This window comes from Caballeronia sp. SBC1 (assembly GCF_011493005.1).
Classification (GTDB): Bacteria; Pseudomonadota; Gammaproteobacteria; order Burkholderiales; family Burkholderiaceae; genus Caballeronia.
Map to the genome: position 1 here is coordinate 2169679 of NZ_CP049156.1, position 14345 is coordinate 2184023.

11 protein-coding genes are annotated in these 14345 nt (G+C 60.1%); 1 reads left to right on the plus strand and 10 read right to left on the minus strand.

What is annotated here, in order from left to right:
- Positions 1–106 precede the first annotated feature (106 nt).
- Positions 107–2479 carry a Tex family protein gene (locus SBC1_RS09520; RefSeq protein WP_165091439.1) on the plus strand — a complete coding sequence of 791 codons (2373 nt, stop codon included), beginning with the start codon at positions 107–109 and terminating at the stop codon, positions 2477–2479.
- Between the two features lie 104 nt (positions 2480–2583).
- Here SBC1_RS09520 and SBC1_RS09525 read toward each other — a convergent pair whose 3' ends face one another.
- From SBC1_RS09525 to der, 10 genes are all read right to left on the minus strand, one after another.
- Entirely contained in the window at positions 2584–4476 is a 1893-nt protein-coding gene (locus SBC1_RS09525; RefSeq protein WP_165091441.1) for a potassium transporter Kup, read from the minus strand.
- Between the two features lie 307 nt (positions 4477–4783).
- Complete coding sequence (locus SBC1_RS09530; protein WP_165091444.1) at positions 4784–5344, minus strand: phosphoribosyltransferase; 561 nt, start codon at positions 5342–5344, stop codon at positions 4784–4786.
- Between the two features lie 103 nt (positions 5345–5447).
- Positions 5448–6794 (minus strand): adenylosuccinate synthase, encoded by a 1347-nt coding sequence (locus tag SBC1_RS09535; protein ID WP_165091446.1) that lies wholly within the window; start codon positions 6792–6794, stop codon positions 5448–5450.
- Positions 6795–6968: 174 nt separating this feature from the next.
- Entirely contained in the window at positions 6969–8120 is a 1152-nt protein-coding gene (locus tag SBC1_RS09540; protein WP_165091448.1) for an ATP phosphoribosyltransferase regulatory subunit, read from the minus strand.
- Positions 8121–8259: 139 nt separating this feature from the next.
- Positions 8260–8451: a DUF2065 domain-containing protein gene (locus SBC1_RS09545; RefSeq protein ID WP_031356417.1), complete on the minus strand. Its 192-nt coding sequence runs from the start codon at positions 8449–8451 to the stop codon at positions 8260–8262.
- Between the two features lie 43 nt (positions 8452–8494).
- Complete coding sequence (gene hflC / locus SBC1_RS09550) at positions 8495–9409, minus strand: protease modulator HflC (RefSeq protein ID WP_165091451.1); 915 nt, start codon at positions 9407–9409, stop codon at positions 8495–8497.
- A gap of 11 nt (positions 9410–9420) precedes the next feature.
- Positions 9421–10887 (minus strand): FtsH protease activity modulator HflK, encoded by a 1467-nt coding sequence (gene hflK / locus SBC1_RS09555; RefSeq protein WP_165091453.1) that lies wholly within the window; start codon positions 10885–10887, stop codon positions 9421–9423.
- Positions 10888–10934: 47 nt separating this feature from the next.
- Complete coding sequence (gene hflX, locus SBC1_RS09560) at positions 10935–12209, minus strand: GTPase HflX (protein ID WP_165093221.1); 1275 nt, start codon at positions 12207–12209, stop codon at positions 10935–10937.
- 35 nt (positions 12210–12244) lie between these two features.
- Positions 12245–12481, minus strand: a complete 237-nt coding sequence (gene hfq / locus SBC1_RS09565; RefSeq protein WP_031356421.1) for an RNA chaperone Hfq — start codon at positions 12479–12481, stop codon at positions 12245–12247.
- 150 nt (positions 12482–12631) lie between these two features.
- Positions 12632–13969 (minus strand): ribosome biogenesis GTPase Der, encoded by a 1338-nt coding sequence (gene der, locus SBC1_RS09570; protein WP_031356422.1) that lies wholly within the window; start codon positions 13967–13969, stop codon positions 12632–12634.
- Positions 13970–14345 lie beyond the last annotated feature (376 nt).

Here is a 14345-nt window from a genome sequence, read left to right on the forward strand (position 1 = left end):
GCAAAATGCCCCGCTTCACCAACCCGGCAAACGTGTTCGCGCGGCTTAACGTGAAATGCGCGGTACGAAAAGCCCTTGATGAGCCAGCAGGCTGACGCAGACCCCTATGACGGAAACCGTAGCACTCAAGATTGTCCAGCGCATCGCCACCGAATTGAATGTGCAGCCGCGGCAAGTCGCCGCGACCGTGCAGCTTCTCGATGAAGGCTCAACCGTTCCGTTTATCGCCCGATATAGAAAGGAAGTGACGGGCAATCTCGACGACACGCAATTGCGCAATCTCGAGGAACGGCTCATCTATCTACGTGAGCTGGAAGACCGGCGCGCGACGATTGTCCAGAGCATCGACGAACAGGGCAAGCTCACTCCCGAGCTGCGCGCAGCCGTTGAAGGCGCCAACAGCAAGCAGGTCCTCGAAGATCTGTATCTCCCCTATAAACCGAAGCGCCGCACGCGCGCGCAGATCGCCCGCGAAGCCGGCCTGCAGCCGCTCGCCGACGCCCTACTCGCCGACCCGACGCTCGATCCGCAAACAGAAGCCGCGCGTTACGTGGATGCCGAAAAAGGGGTCGCCGACACCAAGGCCGCGCTCGATGGCGCCCGCGACATCCTCTCGGAACAGTTCGGCGAAACGGCGGAAATTCTCGGTAAGGTTCGCGACTACTTGTTCAAGCAAGGCAGCGTGATTTCGACCGTTGTGGAAGGGAAAGAAACCGAGGAAGGCGAGAAATTCCGCGACTACTACGACTACTCGGAAACCATCCGCACCGTCCCGTCGCACCGGGCGCTCGCGCTATTTCGCGGGCGCAACGCAGGCGTATTGATGGTCAAGCTGGGCTTGGGCGAAGAGCTCGACGCGCAAGTGCCGCATCCAGGTGAAACGCTGATCGCACGCCACGTAGGTATCGCGAACCAGGGCCGGCCGGCCGATAAATGGCTCTCGGACGTATGCCGCTGGTGCTGGCGCGTCAAGGTCCAGCCGAATATCGAAAATGATTTGCTGACGAATTTGCGCGAAGAAGCCGAAGCTGAGGCCATCCGCGTATTTGCACGCAACCTGAAAGATCTTTTGCTTGCCGCTCCGGCAGGTCCGAAAGCCGTGATCGGCCTCGATCCCGGCATGCGTACCGGCGTAAAGGTGGCCGTGGTCGATCGCACCGGAAAGCTGCTCGCCACCGACGTGATTTACCCGCACGAGCCACGTCGCGACTGGGACGGCTCGCTCGCCAAGCTCGCGCGAATCGCCGCGCAGACGCAGGCCGAGTTGATCAGTATTGGCAATGGCACGGCGTCGCGTGAGACCGACAAGCTCGCGAGCGAATTGATCGCGAAACATCCGGAACTGAAGCTGCAGAAGATCGTGGTGTCGGAAGCGGGCGCATCGATTTATTCGGCATCCGAACTGGCATCGAAGGAATTTCCTGACCTCGATGTCACGCTGCGCGGCGCGGTATCCATCGCGCGCCGGCTGCAGGATCCGCTCGCGGAACTCGTCAAGATTGATCCGAAAGCGATCGGTGTGGGCCAGTATCAGCACGACGTCAATCAACGCGACCTCGCCCGCTCGCTCGACGCGGTGGTTGAAGATTGCGTGAACGCGGTCGGCGTGGACGCCAATACCGCATCGGTTGCATTGCTTGCGCGCGTGTCCGGATTGAACGCTACGCTGGCGCGCAATATTGTCGATTTCCGCGACGCCAACGGCCCGTTTGCATCGCGTGATCAACTGAAGAAAGTGCCCCGTCTCGGCGATAAAACCTTCGAGCAAGCCGCCGGATTCCTGCGCATCAACAACGGCGTGAATCCGCTGGACCGCTCGTCGGTGCACCCGGAAGCGTATCCGGTGGTTGAACGGATCCTGGCCAAGATCAAGAAGCACGCCGCCGACGTAATGGGCAAGCGCGAAGCCTTGGCGGGCTTATCGCCGGCAGAATTCGTCGACGAACGGTTCGGTCTGCCCACCGTGCGCGACATCCTCGCGGAGCTGGAAAAGCCGGGCCGCGATCCGCGTCCGGAGTTCAAGACTGCCACGTTCCGCGATGGCGTCGAGAAACTCTCCGATCTCACGCCGGGAATGATTCTCGAAGGCGTGGTCACGAACGTCGCAGCGTTTGGTGCGTTCGTGGATATCGGCGTGCATCAGGATGGATTGGTGCACGTATCGGCGATGTCGACAAAGTTCATCAAGGACCCGCACGAGGTCGTCAAGGCCGGTCAGGTGGTGAAGGTGAAGGTGCTGGAGACGGACGTGAAGCGCCAGCGGATTGCGCTGACCATGCGTCTGGACGATGACTTCGCCGCCGACGGCGGCCAGGCGCAACAACCGCGACGCGGTGCGCAAGACCGTCGCGGTGGCGCGGGTGGCGGAGGAGGCAGTGCCCGCGATGTCCGGGGTAATAGCGGCGGCAATAGTGGCGGCAAGCGCGAACCGGAAACGGCCAGCGCGATGGCGGCGGCGTTCGCCAAGCTGAAGAAGTAAACGAGCGATACGGCTCGATAGAAAAGAAAACGGCCCGTCTTGCGACGGGCCGTTTTCTTTTTAGCTACCTTAACAAGTGTGAATTGGCCTGAGACACACGACCATCAAATCTCGATCTTCGTCCCCAACTCGACTACCCGGTTCGCGGGAATACTGAAGAAGTCGGTCGGCTTGGCGGCATTCTGATGCATCCACGCAAACACCCGTTCGCGCCACACCGACATACCCGGCAACTGCGTCGGCACCACCGTTTCACGGGCCATGAAGAACGACGTATCCATGAGTTCGAACGTCATGTCATGGGTACGGCCGATCTCGTTCAGCACCGCCTTCACGTCGGGCGTTTCGTTGAACCCGTACTGCGCCTTCACGAGAAAAAGCCCGCCGCCCGCGTCCTTCACTTCCACGCGCTTGTCATCGTCGACATACGGCACATCGCGCGTAACGAAATTCAGGAAGATGGTCCGTTCATGCAGGACCTTGTTGTGCTTCAGGTTGTGCAACAGGCTAACGGGCACGAGCGTGTCGTTGCCGGTCAGATAGATTGCGGTACCCGACACCCGGTGCGGCGGATGCGCGAGCAGTCCCTGCAGGAACGGCATCAACGGAATACCGTCGGCGGCGGTCCGGTCCTTCACGATCATGCGGCCCTTGAACCACGTCATCAGCAAGAAAAACAGCACGCCGCCAATACCCAGCGGCAGCCAGCCGCCCTGCTCGATCTTAAGCAAGCTCGCGCCGAAGAACCCGACATCGACGATAAAAAACACGCTGATGATCGCGCCCACCAGAAACTTGTTCCAGCCCCACAGCTTGGTCATCACAACCGATGCAAGAATGGTCGTGACCAGCATGGTCGCGGTGACGGCAAGCCCGTATGCGGCCGCGAGATTCTCGGAGCTTTTGAAGCCGATCACAATGCACAGGATCACGAACAACAGCATCCAGTTCACGACCGGAATATAGATCTGCCCGATCGCCAGATCCGACGTATGCAGGATCTTCATGCGTGGCACGTAGCCAAGCTGGATTGCCTGGCTCGTAAGCGAATACGCGCCTGAAATGACAGCCTGCGATGCGATCACGGTCGCTACAGTCGACAGGATCACCAAAGGCAAGAGAGCCCATTGCGGCGCCAGGAGAAAGAACGGACTTTCGGCGGCTTCCGGCGAGTGCATCAGCAACGCACCCTGGCCGAAATAATTAAGTACCAGCGACGGCATGACGAGGCCATACCACGCGTAGCGAATGGGCTTGGCGCCGAAGTGCCCCATATCGGCATACAGCGCTTCTGCGCCGGTCAGCACCAGCACCACCGACCCAAGCACGATATACGCCTGCAGCACGTGGGCAGCCATGAACGAAAACGCGTAATACGGATTCAGCGCGATCAGCACGCGTGGCATTTGCACGATGTGATACACGCCAAGCACGGCCAGCGTCAGGAACCACAATCCCATGATCGGGCCAAAGAGCTTGCCGACCACCGACGTACCGCGGCGCTGTATCCAGAAAAGCATCACGAGAATAACGATGGTAATGGGGATCACCCATTCAGAAAGCGCTGGCGAGACGATTTCCAACCCTTCCACAGCCGAAATCACCGACATGGCCGGTGTAATGACAGCATCGCCGTAAAACATGCATGCGCCGAAAATGCCAAGCATCATCAGCACGCCGGTTGCACGTCCCGACCCCTTCAATGTGCGTAACGCAAGTGTCATCAGCGCAAGCACCCCGCCTTCGCCGTTGTTGTCGGCGCGCATCACGAAGAGCACGTACTTGATGGAGACCACGATCATGATCGCCCAGAACAACAGCGAGATAACCCCGAGGATGGAGGCTTCGCTCAGTTCAATGCCGTGGGATTTACTGAAGGCCTCTTTCAACGCGTACAGCGGGCTGGTGCCGATATCGCCGAACACTACGCCAATTGCAGCAAGTGCCAAGGCAGGTAGCGGCTGTTTGCGCTCGTGCGCGTGAGTCAATTTGTTCATAAACGCGGGAAGCCGTCCGAAGCGGAAAAAACGAACGCCATTCTAACGTTGCGTGCGGCGCCCGACCGGCCTGTTGCGATACCGCTACGACCGGAGCGAGACGGCAGTTTAGCATTGCAGCAAAGCTAGGAAGGTGCATGTAAGGTGCTTTCCGGCTTTAACCGACGATACGCAAAAAAACGCCGCTCGATCGCACCGGAAAGGCGAATCGAACGGCGTTTCAATTTCAGTTTCGTTCTGCTGCGTAACCACTGATCGTTCAAGTGAACCGATCACGCGCACGATTCAAATAAGCTCAGGACTTGAATCAGTTGCGCTCGTCCTGGACGCCGCGCTTGATCCAGGCACCGAGGTTGTGCGGGCGGACCGTGTCCCACTCTTCGAATGGTTGATGAATCCACGGGTTCGTTTCGAGAAACTGCACGTGGTAGTCGGGCTTTACTTTGGAGCAGCCCTTGTACCAAAGCACGGCCGAACGCACTGCCGTAACCGCGGGATAACGCTCTTTCAGATGCTGCTGCACGCGCGAAAGCGTCACCCCGGAATCGACGAGGTCGTCTACGAGCAGCACATTGCCAGACAGCTCGCCGCGCGTCATGGTGATGTATTGCCCGATATCGAGTGTGCCCTGCTCCGTGCCGGCTGCCTCGCGATACGAACTCGTCGCCAGGATGGCAAGCGGCAGGTCATAGATGCGCGAAAGCTGGTCACCGACCCGCAGGCCGCCACGCGCAAGGCACAGGATATTGTCGAACTTCCAGCCCGAGTCATGCACGGAGAGCGCGAGCAGTTCGATCAGCCGGTGATATTCGTCCCAGCCTACCCATAGATTCCGGTCGTCGTTGCGCGGATCTTTCATCGCGATCATGGTGAAACTCTTTTCAATATGTACAGCTATGTACGTCTGTTGAATATGCAAAAGTGGCCGCTGATTCGCGGCCACTTTCGTCGTTGCTACACGTCCGGGTTACTTAAACCTTGAACGGATGACGCAGCAGAATGGTTTCGTCGCGATCCGGACCGGTCGACACCATGTCGATAGGCACCGCCGCCACTTCCTGGATACGCGACAGGTACTTGCGCGCATTGGCCGGCAGGCTGTCCCATTGCGTGATGCCAATGGTGCTTTCCTTCCAGCCGCCGAACGTCTCGTACACCGGCTCGCAACGCGCCACTTCCGAAGCACCGCGCGGCAGGATGTCGACATCCTTGCCATCGAGCTTGTAGCCCACGCACAGCTTCACTTCTTCCAGACCGTCGAGCACGTCGAGCTTGGTCATGCATAAGCCCGAGATGCCGTTGATCTGGATCGAGCGGCGCAGCGCGGCGGCGTCAAGCCAGCCGGTGCGGCGCGGACGCCCGGTCACCGAGCCGAATTCCTTGCCGACTGTCGCAAGCGTCAGGCCGACCTGCTCCTGGCGGTTTGCGTTGTCGGCGTCATACAGCTCGCTCGGGAACGGGCCTGCGCCCACGCGCGTGCAATACGCCTTCGTGATGCCGAGGATGTAGTTGAGCTTCTGCGGACCCACGCCCGCGCCGGCAGTCGCCGCGCCCGCCACGCAATTGCTCGACGTGACGTACGGGTAGGTGCCGTGATCAATGTCGAGCAGCGTGCCTTGCGCGCCTTCGAACAGCAGGTTGCGGCCAGCGTGGTTTTCGTCGTAGAGACGGCGCGAGACGTCGGTCACCATGGGCGCGAGGCGCTCGGCGTAGCCGAACATGGTGTCCAGCGTTTCCTGGTAATCCACCGCAGCGGCGCCCAGATAACCGGTCAGCACGAAATTGTGGAAATCGAGGGTTTCGCGCAGGCGCTCAGCGAATACTTCGCGATCGTACAGATCCTGCACGCGCAAGCCGCGACGGCCGACCTTGTCTTCATACGCCGGGCCGATGCCGCGTCCGGTCGTGCCGATCTTCGCCGCACCGCGCCGCGCTTCGCGCGCCTGGTCGATAGCGATGTGATACGGAAGAATCAGGTTGGCGGCTTCGGAGATGAAAAGACGTTTCTGGACGTCCACACCTGCCGACTCCAGCTCGCCAATTTCCTTGAAGAGCGCTTCCGGCGACAACACGACACCATTGCCGATGTAGCAGGCGGTGCCGGCGCGCATGATGCCCGAGGGAATCAGTCGAAGGATGGTTTTCTTGCCGCCGATAATCAGCGTGTGGCCGGCATTGTGGCCGCCCTGGAAGCGCACAACGCCCTGAGCGTGGTCCGTCAACCAGTCGACGATCTTGCCCTTGCCCTCATCACCCCACTGGGTGCCGACCACGACGACGTTGCGCCCCGGGTTCACATTCACTGCGCTGGCAGACATGTCAATTTGATAGCTGGTTAAAAAAGCATTTTACCTATGTTCGCGGAAGGTTCCGAGTTTTTCCCGGTATTTGCGAACGCGTATTGATTTTGCATCGATTGGATCTGGCGGAGGTTTTGTCTGCGCTTTACCGCTGTGTACCGATAAAAAACGCACCGGCAAACCGGAAAACCGCTAGGAACGGGCCTCTACAACCCACTTTCCATCCCGCTCGACCAGCACGCGGTCGAACGCGAACTCGTCGAGATCATGGTCGTGTCCCGGCAACGCCTGAATCACCACTTCGCCCGCATCGCGCAATTGCGCAACCGCCGCGAGCAGCGGTTCGTCATGCTTCCACGGGGCGAGGACCGCGCTTCCGCGGGCATCGACGGGAGAAATACGCGCGACTTCGCGCAGGTCGAGCGAAAAACCCGTTGCCGGACGCGCACGGCCGTAGGCCAGGCCCACGTCGTCGTAACGGCCGCCCCGCGCCACCGCGTTCGGCACACCGTCAACATACGCCGAGAACATCACGCCGCTGTGGTACGCGTAACCGCGCAGATCGGCGAGATCGATCATCAGCTCGGCTCCGTTCGCTTGCCCAGCGAGGAATGCGAGGTCGTCTAGTGCCCGGCCGATCACCGGAAGATTCGGTAGCCGGGCCCGCGCTTCGTCGAGCACGGAAGCGTCGCCGTACAGCGAAGGCAATGCGCGCAACGCGTCCCGGGTGACATCGCCGAGCTTGGCCGTGAGTTCGTTCAGGCGCGGTACATCCTTCGCACCGAGCGCGTCGAACAGCGCTTCACCGAGCGACGCCGCAGCCGGTTCCAGGTCCAGCAACGCCGACAAAACACCCGCGTGGCACAGGTCGAGGCGCACTTTATCGAGGCCGCTCAAACGCAGTGAGTCCAGCATCAGTTGCTGGATCTCGAGATCCGCTTCCAGTCCCGCATGGCCGTAGATTTCGGCGCCGATCTGGATCTGCTCGCGCGTAGCGTGCAGACCGCGCGGGCGCGTATGCAGCACATTGCCCGCGTAACACAGGCGCGTCACACCCTGCCGATTCAGCAAATGCGCGTCGATACGCGAGACCTGCGGCGTTATGTCCGCACGCAAGCCGAGCGTACGGCCGGACAATTGATCGACGAGTTTGAACGTTCGGAGGTTCAGGTCGCTGCCGCCGCTGGTGAGCAACGACTCGAGGTACTCGAGCATGGGCGGCATGACAAGTTCATAGCCGTACGAACGAAAACGGTCGAGCAGCCGGCGGCGCAATTCTTCAATCTTGCGAGCCTCGGACGGCAAGACGTCGGCAATATTCTCGGGAAGTAACCAGGTGGACATCAGTGCGTTTCCTACGGAGCGTTTGAGCGCGGCAAAGATGATTGCCGCGGGTGTGCGCAAGCTTTGAGTCTATGGGCGACAGGAGATTACACGTCGGCCCGCTTTGAATTTTCGGGGTGCAAGCGTCACCTTGCAAGCGTCACGTGGCGATAATCAGCAGGATAACGCCAAGCACCATGGCGATCAGCCCACCGATACGAATCTGGTGCGGCGGCCGTTGCGCGATCCGGCGGAACGTGTCGCGCCAGGAGTTAGGGAAGACGAACGGAAACATCCCCTCAATAATCAGCATCAACGCAATCGCGAGCAGTAACGATGCAGCCATATCCATTCGATTGAAAGCGTCGCGGCTCTCGCCGCGACGCATGGACAACTCAGCGCTTGCGCGCGAGCGCCGGGGTGGTGGCATCGGCGCCGCTCGGTGCAGCACCATTCGGGCTGCGCATGAAGCGGAAGAAATCGCTGCTCGGATCGACGACCATCACGTCGCCAGCATTGAAGGTCTTTTTATACGCTTCAAGGCTTTGATAGAACTGGTAGAACTGCGGATCGACGCTGTATGCATCGGCGGCAATGGACGCAGCTTTTCCATCGCCCTCACCCTTGATGGTCTGCGCTTCCTTGTAGGCATCGGCAAGAATGGCTTCCTGCTGGCGCTCCGCGCTCGCTTTCAGCGCATCCGCGTCGGCCGTTCCCTTCGCACGTTCCTCGGTCGCCGCTTGCTGGCGCGCCGCGATCATGCGTTTGTAGACCGAATCGGCCACCGCCGGCGGAAAGTCGATGCGTGTCAGTTGCAGGTCGACAAGTTCCACGCCGAACGCGGCTGCCGGCTGCTCGATCGCCTTCTGCGCTTCGGTCGCAATAGCTTGCTGCTCACCGAGCACATCCGTCAGCGAACGCTTGGTAAACGACGACGTCAACGCCGTACGCGTGAGCGCGGCCAGCTGGTCCTGCGCCGTCTGCGTGTTCTTCTCGTTGCTTTCGAACAGCTTGAGCGGATCGGCCACCCGATACTTGATGACCGTATTCACGATCACCTCATTCTTGTCCGACGTATTGAAGCGATCCGAGCCTGCTTCGTCGAGCGTAAGCGTACGGGTGTCGATCAGCGTCAGCGTCTGGAACGGCGGCGGCAACTTGAAATGAAGGCCGGGCGTGACGAGCGTGGGCGTACCGCCGCCATGTGCGGACACGACCCCCGCGTGGCGTTCGTCGACCACGAACATCATGGACGAGCCGATGAACAACACGACTACCACGGCAACAACAAGCGCAATAATTCGATTCATGATCGCGCTCCTCATTGCGTGTCGTCTTCGCGCGAACGCGAACGGAACGCATCGCGCGAGCGCAACGGGTCACTCGATGACTGAGCGGCTGCACCCGAGGCAGCAGCAGAAGCTGCAGCGCTGGCGGGAGCGGCGGACTGCGCAGTCACGGCCGAAGCCGCCGATGCGCTTTCGGCACGTGCATCCTGCGTGATCGAGCCTCCAATCACGCCGGCAGGCGCGGCGCCCACCGGTTGATTCGCGCCCGAAGGCGCCGTCCCTGGTGCGACGCCCGACGCGCCCGACGCTGCAGCGGCTGCGTTCTGGCGGTTTGCATCGACGAGCTTGTCGAGCGGCAAATACACCACGTTGTTCGAGCTCTTGCTGTCGACGAACACCTTCGTCGCACGCGAATAGATCTGCTGCATTGTGTCCAGATACATGCGTTGACGAATCACTGCCGGCGCCTTCGAATATTCTGCGTAGACCTGCTTGAAGCGCTCGGCATTGCCTTGCGCCTGCGAAACGACCCGGTTGCTATAGCCCTTCGCGTCGTCAATCATGCGCGCCGCGTCGGTCTTCGCGCGCGGCAACAGTTGATCTGCGTAGGCTTTCGCGGTGTCGACCGCGCGCTCGTTGTCCTGGCGCACCTTCGCGGCATCTTCAAACGCGGGCTGCACCTGCGCCGGCACTTGCACGCTCTCGATGGTCACGCCCGTCACCTGCAAGCCCGTCTTATACAAATCGAGCGATGCCTGGATGGCGTCGACCAGCTTTGCGCGCAATGCTTCGCGATCCTTGAAAAGCAGGTCGTCGGTGCTTTGCGTACCCGCGATCTCGCGAATTGCGGCTTGCGCCGATTCCGTCACGTTCTGATCAGGATCGACATTGCGGAACAGGTAGTCAGTCGCCGATTTGATCTGATATTGCACGGCAAAGCGCACGTCGACGATATCTGCGTCGTGCGTCAGCAGCGACGCGTCACGAACATTGGCCTGGGTCACGGTGTTGTTGCGCCCGACTTCGACCGAACGAATCTGCGACGTATTGACGATCTCGTGCGACTCGAACGGATACGGAAGACGCCAGTGAATGCCCGCATCCGCCGACTCTTCATACTTTCCGAAGCGCGACACAACGCCCACATTGCCGTCCTGTACGACGAATACGCCGCTGCCCAGATAGATCGCAATCAACACGCCGATAACAATGCCCATGCCGATCTTCGCGCCCCGGCCGTTATCAGCACGCGGACCGCCGCCTGCCGGTTTCTTGCCGAACAAGCCCGCAAGCTTCTTGTTGAAGTCGCGCCACATTTCGTCGAGATCCGGCGGGCCTTCACCATCCTTGTCCTTCGATGGCCGCTTGGGATCCTGTGGACGCTTCTGGTCCTGGCTTTTAGCGTCGCCATTGCCGTCGCCCCGCCCCCAGCGCGGATCGTTGATCGAAAAGACGGCATGCGAAAGCTGCCGGTTACTCCGCTCGTTGTAGTCGTTCACTCGGTGATTCACCATTAGACAGCCGGGTCAATGCAAATCGGAACAGATCAGTGCCCGTGCTCGGGGACCTTGCGGTCATCACTTTCGTCGGCTGACCGGTGGTCTTCCGGTAGCGTGGTTCCGTCGTCGGATGTGCTATCCATGGACTCCGGCACGATTGTGCCGTCCGGAAGTTCCGTGTACTCGTTGTTATCTTTGGGTTCGGAAGCCGCAAATTCGGCGATTGCCAGGCGCAGCGCGTCGAGTCCCTGACCCGTTCGCGCGCTCAAAAAGACGCGCAAAATATTACCATACTCATCCCTTTCAACCGGATCGTTGCGGGCCGCGAGCTCAGGCACCGAATCAATCTTGTTGAAAACGAGGATTTGCGGAATGCCGTCGGCGCTAATGCTGCTCAGCACCTTGTTCACCTCGTCGATCTGGTCGAGCCGCACCATGCTCGACGCATCCACCACGTGCAGTAACAAGTCCGCCTGAACGGTTTCTTCAAGCGTCGCACGAAAAGCCGCGACCAGCTGGTGAGGCAGGTCGCGAATGAAGCCGACCGTATCCGACACCACGGCCTGCCCCGCTTCCTCACTGAGATAAACCCGGCGGGAGGTGGTGTCGAGCGTGGCGAACAACTGGTCCGCCGCGTAGGCCTGCGCTTTCGTCAACGCGTTGAACAGCGTCGACTTGCCCGCGTTCGTATAGCCGACTAGCGACACCGAGGTGGTCCGGTTGCGCTCGCGCTGACGCCGTTGTGTGCCATGCTGGCGCCGCAATTTCATCAAGCGCGCCTTCAGCGCCTTTATCCGCTCGCCGATCAGCCGGCGATCAGTTTCAAGCTGCGTTTCACCCGGGCCGCGCAAGCCGATACCGCCCTTCTGCCGTTCAAGGTGAGTCCATGCGCGAATCAGGCGCGTGGACAAGTACTGGAGCTGTGCGAGTTCGACCTGCAGCTTGCCTTCGTGACTGCGGGCACGCTGCGCGAAAATGTCGAGGATGAGACTGGTCCGGTCAATGACTCGCCGATCCAGCGCCGTTTCCAGATTGCGCTGCTGCGCGGGCGCCAAGGCATGATTAAAAATGACAAGTTCCACGTCGTTGGCTTCGCACGCGAGGCGCAGCTCTTCGACTTTGCCGCTGCCGACAAACATCTTGGCATCGGGGCTGGAACGGCGACCGGTCAGGGTGACGGCGGGATGGGCACCCGCACTTTGTGCGAGCAGACTGAGTTCTTCGAGACTGGCGACGAAATCGATTTTTCCGAAGTCGACACCTACAAGCGCTGCGTTGATCAAATCAATGTTTTCATTTTGAAGCGACCGGTGAATTAGCATGTTCATTCATGCCGTGACACCGGGCGCAACGAGGTTTAGGGCGTCTCTGCATCCGGGTGGAAATTCACCGGACGCGCCGGCACGACCGTGGAAATGGCGTGCTTATAGACCATCTGGGTAACCGTATTCCGGAGCAACACAACGTACTGGTCGAACGATTCAATATTGCCTTGCAGCTTGATGCCGTTGACCAGATAGATCGATACAGGCACGTGCTCTTTTCGCAGTGCGTTCAAAAACGGGTCTTGTAACAATTGCCCTTTGTTGCTCATAGCAAACTCCGTATTATTTTTGCAGGTTAACGTGATTGCGACGAAGAAAAAGAGATCCGCCGTCAATCGCTACACTATAGCCGATTTTCATTTTCGCACCAGCGCGCCACGGCCGTCGAAACCCGGCGAAACGCTTGGTGCACGCGGGATTCAGCCTTTGTCCGCGTAAGGGTTCGCGCTTGAACGGAACTCTATGCGCAATGGAGTCCCCACGAGCCCGAAAGTTTCTCTGAAGCGACCTTCAAGGTAACGTTTGTAGGTGTCCGTGATCGCGTCGAGCGCATTTCCGTGGACGACGATGATCGGCGGATTCTGTCCACCCTGGTGCGCATAACGCAGCTTCGGACGAATCGGTCCGCGGCGACGCGGCTGCTGAAACTCAACCGCGTCGATCAGCGCGCGCGTGAGCTTCGGCGTGGGCAACTTGGCCATGGCGGCGGCGTAGGCGTCATCCACCGATTTCATGAGTTGGCTGATGCCCGTCTTTTCCAGCGCCGACACGTAGTGGAATTTAGCAAAGTCCAAAAACTTGAGCTTGCGCGTCAGGTCGGCCTTGGTGCGCTCTCGCACATGCGAGTCCAGTCCGTCCCACTTATTGACCCCTACCACCAGCGCACGTCCCTGCTCGACCACGAAGCCCGCGATATGCGCGTCCTGGTCGGAGATGTCCTGTTGCGCATCCAGCAGCAGGATCACCACGTTAGCGTCGGAAATGGACTGTAACGTCTTCACCACCGAAAACTTCTCCACCGCCTCGAACACCTTGCCGCGACGGCGCAACCCAGCCGTATCGATCAACGTGTATTTGCGGCCACTTCGCTCGAAATCAACATAGATGGAATCGCGCGTGGTCCCGGGCATGTCGAACGCGATCACGCGCTCCTCGCCGACCAACGCATTGATCAGCGTCGACTTGCCGACGTTCGGGCGTCCCACAATGGCGATTTTTACACCGCGCGCCGCCTTTTCTTCGGGGTCTTCTTCCGGCTGTCCGGCATACGCTATCTCGAGCGCGTCACCGATCATTTCCGTGACACCGTCGCCGTGCGCTGCAGAGATTGCCCGCGGGTCGCCCAGGCCAAGTTCGTAGAAGTCGGCGGCGACCGCGCTGTACTTCATGCCCTCGGCCTTGTTGACCACGAGGAACAGCGGCCGGCCCGTCTTGCGCAGATAGTCCGCAATCGCCTTGTCCTGCGGTGCGAGCCCATTGCGGCCGTCGGTGATGAAGACCACCACGTCGGCCTCCTCCACCGCCTGGCGGGTCTGGCGCGCCATTTCGTGCAGGATGCCATCTTTCGCGACCGGTTCGAAACCGCCGGTGTCGACCACCAGATAAGGCCGGTCGCCGACCCGGCCTTCGCCATAGTGGCGGTCCCGGGTTAGGCCGGGCAAGTCGGCGACGAGTGCGTCACGCGAACGGGTCAGGCGGTTGAAAAGCGTCGATTTCCCCACATTGGGGCGCCCCACGAGGGCAATTACGGGTTTCATCAGATGGTGTTCACAGTTGAACGCAAGGCGGATGATTCCGGCCCGGCGCGCGCCGGATAAAAGTCCGGAAACGGCGAGCCGCGAGTGTGCGTGGCCCGGCGATGTGTCGAAAATTAGCACGGTTCCAGCGGAGCGACCGCGGCGTGCAGCGATGTTCCACTTTCATGGCGTTTGAAGCGCATGTGGAACGCGCTGAGCGCTCCGCCAAACGACATGATCGATCGAGCAACGTCACCCGAAGGTGTGGACCGGCTTGCACAAATCTGCCGCCGAAATCCCGATGCCTGGTGTTGCCTAGAGTTACTTGTACCGTTGCCTTTACCGCTTAGATGCTGCTTGTGCGCTTATTTGCCGCACGATGGATGCTTCACGTGCA

Bases quoted from the DNA above. Each gene is read 5' to 3' on its own strand.
- SBC1_RS09540 (WP_165091448.1), bottom strand. From the start codon at position 8,120: ATGTCCACCTGGTTACTTCCCGAGAATATTGCCGACGTCTTGCCGTCC.
- der (WP_031356422.1), bottom strand. From the start codon at position 13,969: ATGAAACCCGTAATTGCCCTCGTGGGGCGCCCCAATGTGGGGAAATCG.
- SBC1_RS09535 (WP_165091446.1), bottom strand. From the start codon at position 6,794: ATGTCTGCCAGCGCAGTGAATGTGAACCCGGGGCGCAACGTCGTCGTG.
- SBC1_RS09525 (WP_165091441.1), bottom strand. From the start codon at position 4,476: ATGAACAAATTGACTCACGCGCACGAGCGCAAACAGCCGCTACCTGCC.
- SBC1_RS09520 (WP_165091439.1), top strand. From the start codon at position 107: ATGACGGAAACCGTAGCACTCAAGATTGTCCAGCGCATCGCCACCGAA.
- SBC1_RS09545 (WP_031356417.1), bottom strand. From the start codon at position 8,451: ATGGATATGGCTGCATCGTTACTGCTCGCGATTGCGTTGATGCTGATT.
- SBC1_RS09530 (WP_165091444.1), bottom strand. From the start codon at position 5,344: ATGATCGCGATGAAAGATCCGCGCAACGACGACCGGAATCTATGGGTA.
- hflC (WP_165091451.1), bottom strand. From the start codon at position 9,409: ATGAATCGAATTATTGCGCTTGTTGTTGCCGTGGTAGTCGTGTTGTTC.
- hfq (WP_031356421.1), bottom strand. From the start codon at position 12,481: ATGAGCAACAAAGGGCAATTGTTACAAGACCCGTTTTTGAACGCACTG.
- hflX (WP_165093221.1), bottom strand. From the start codon at position 12,209: ATGCTAATTCACCGGTCGCTTCAAAATGAAAACATTGATTTGATCAAC.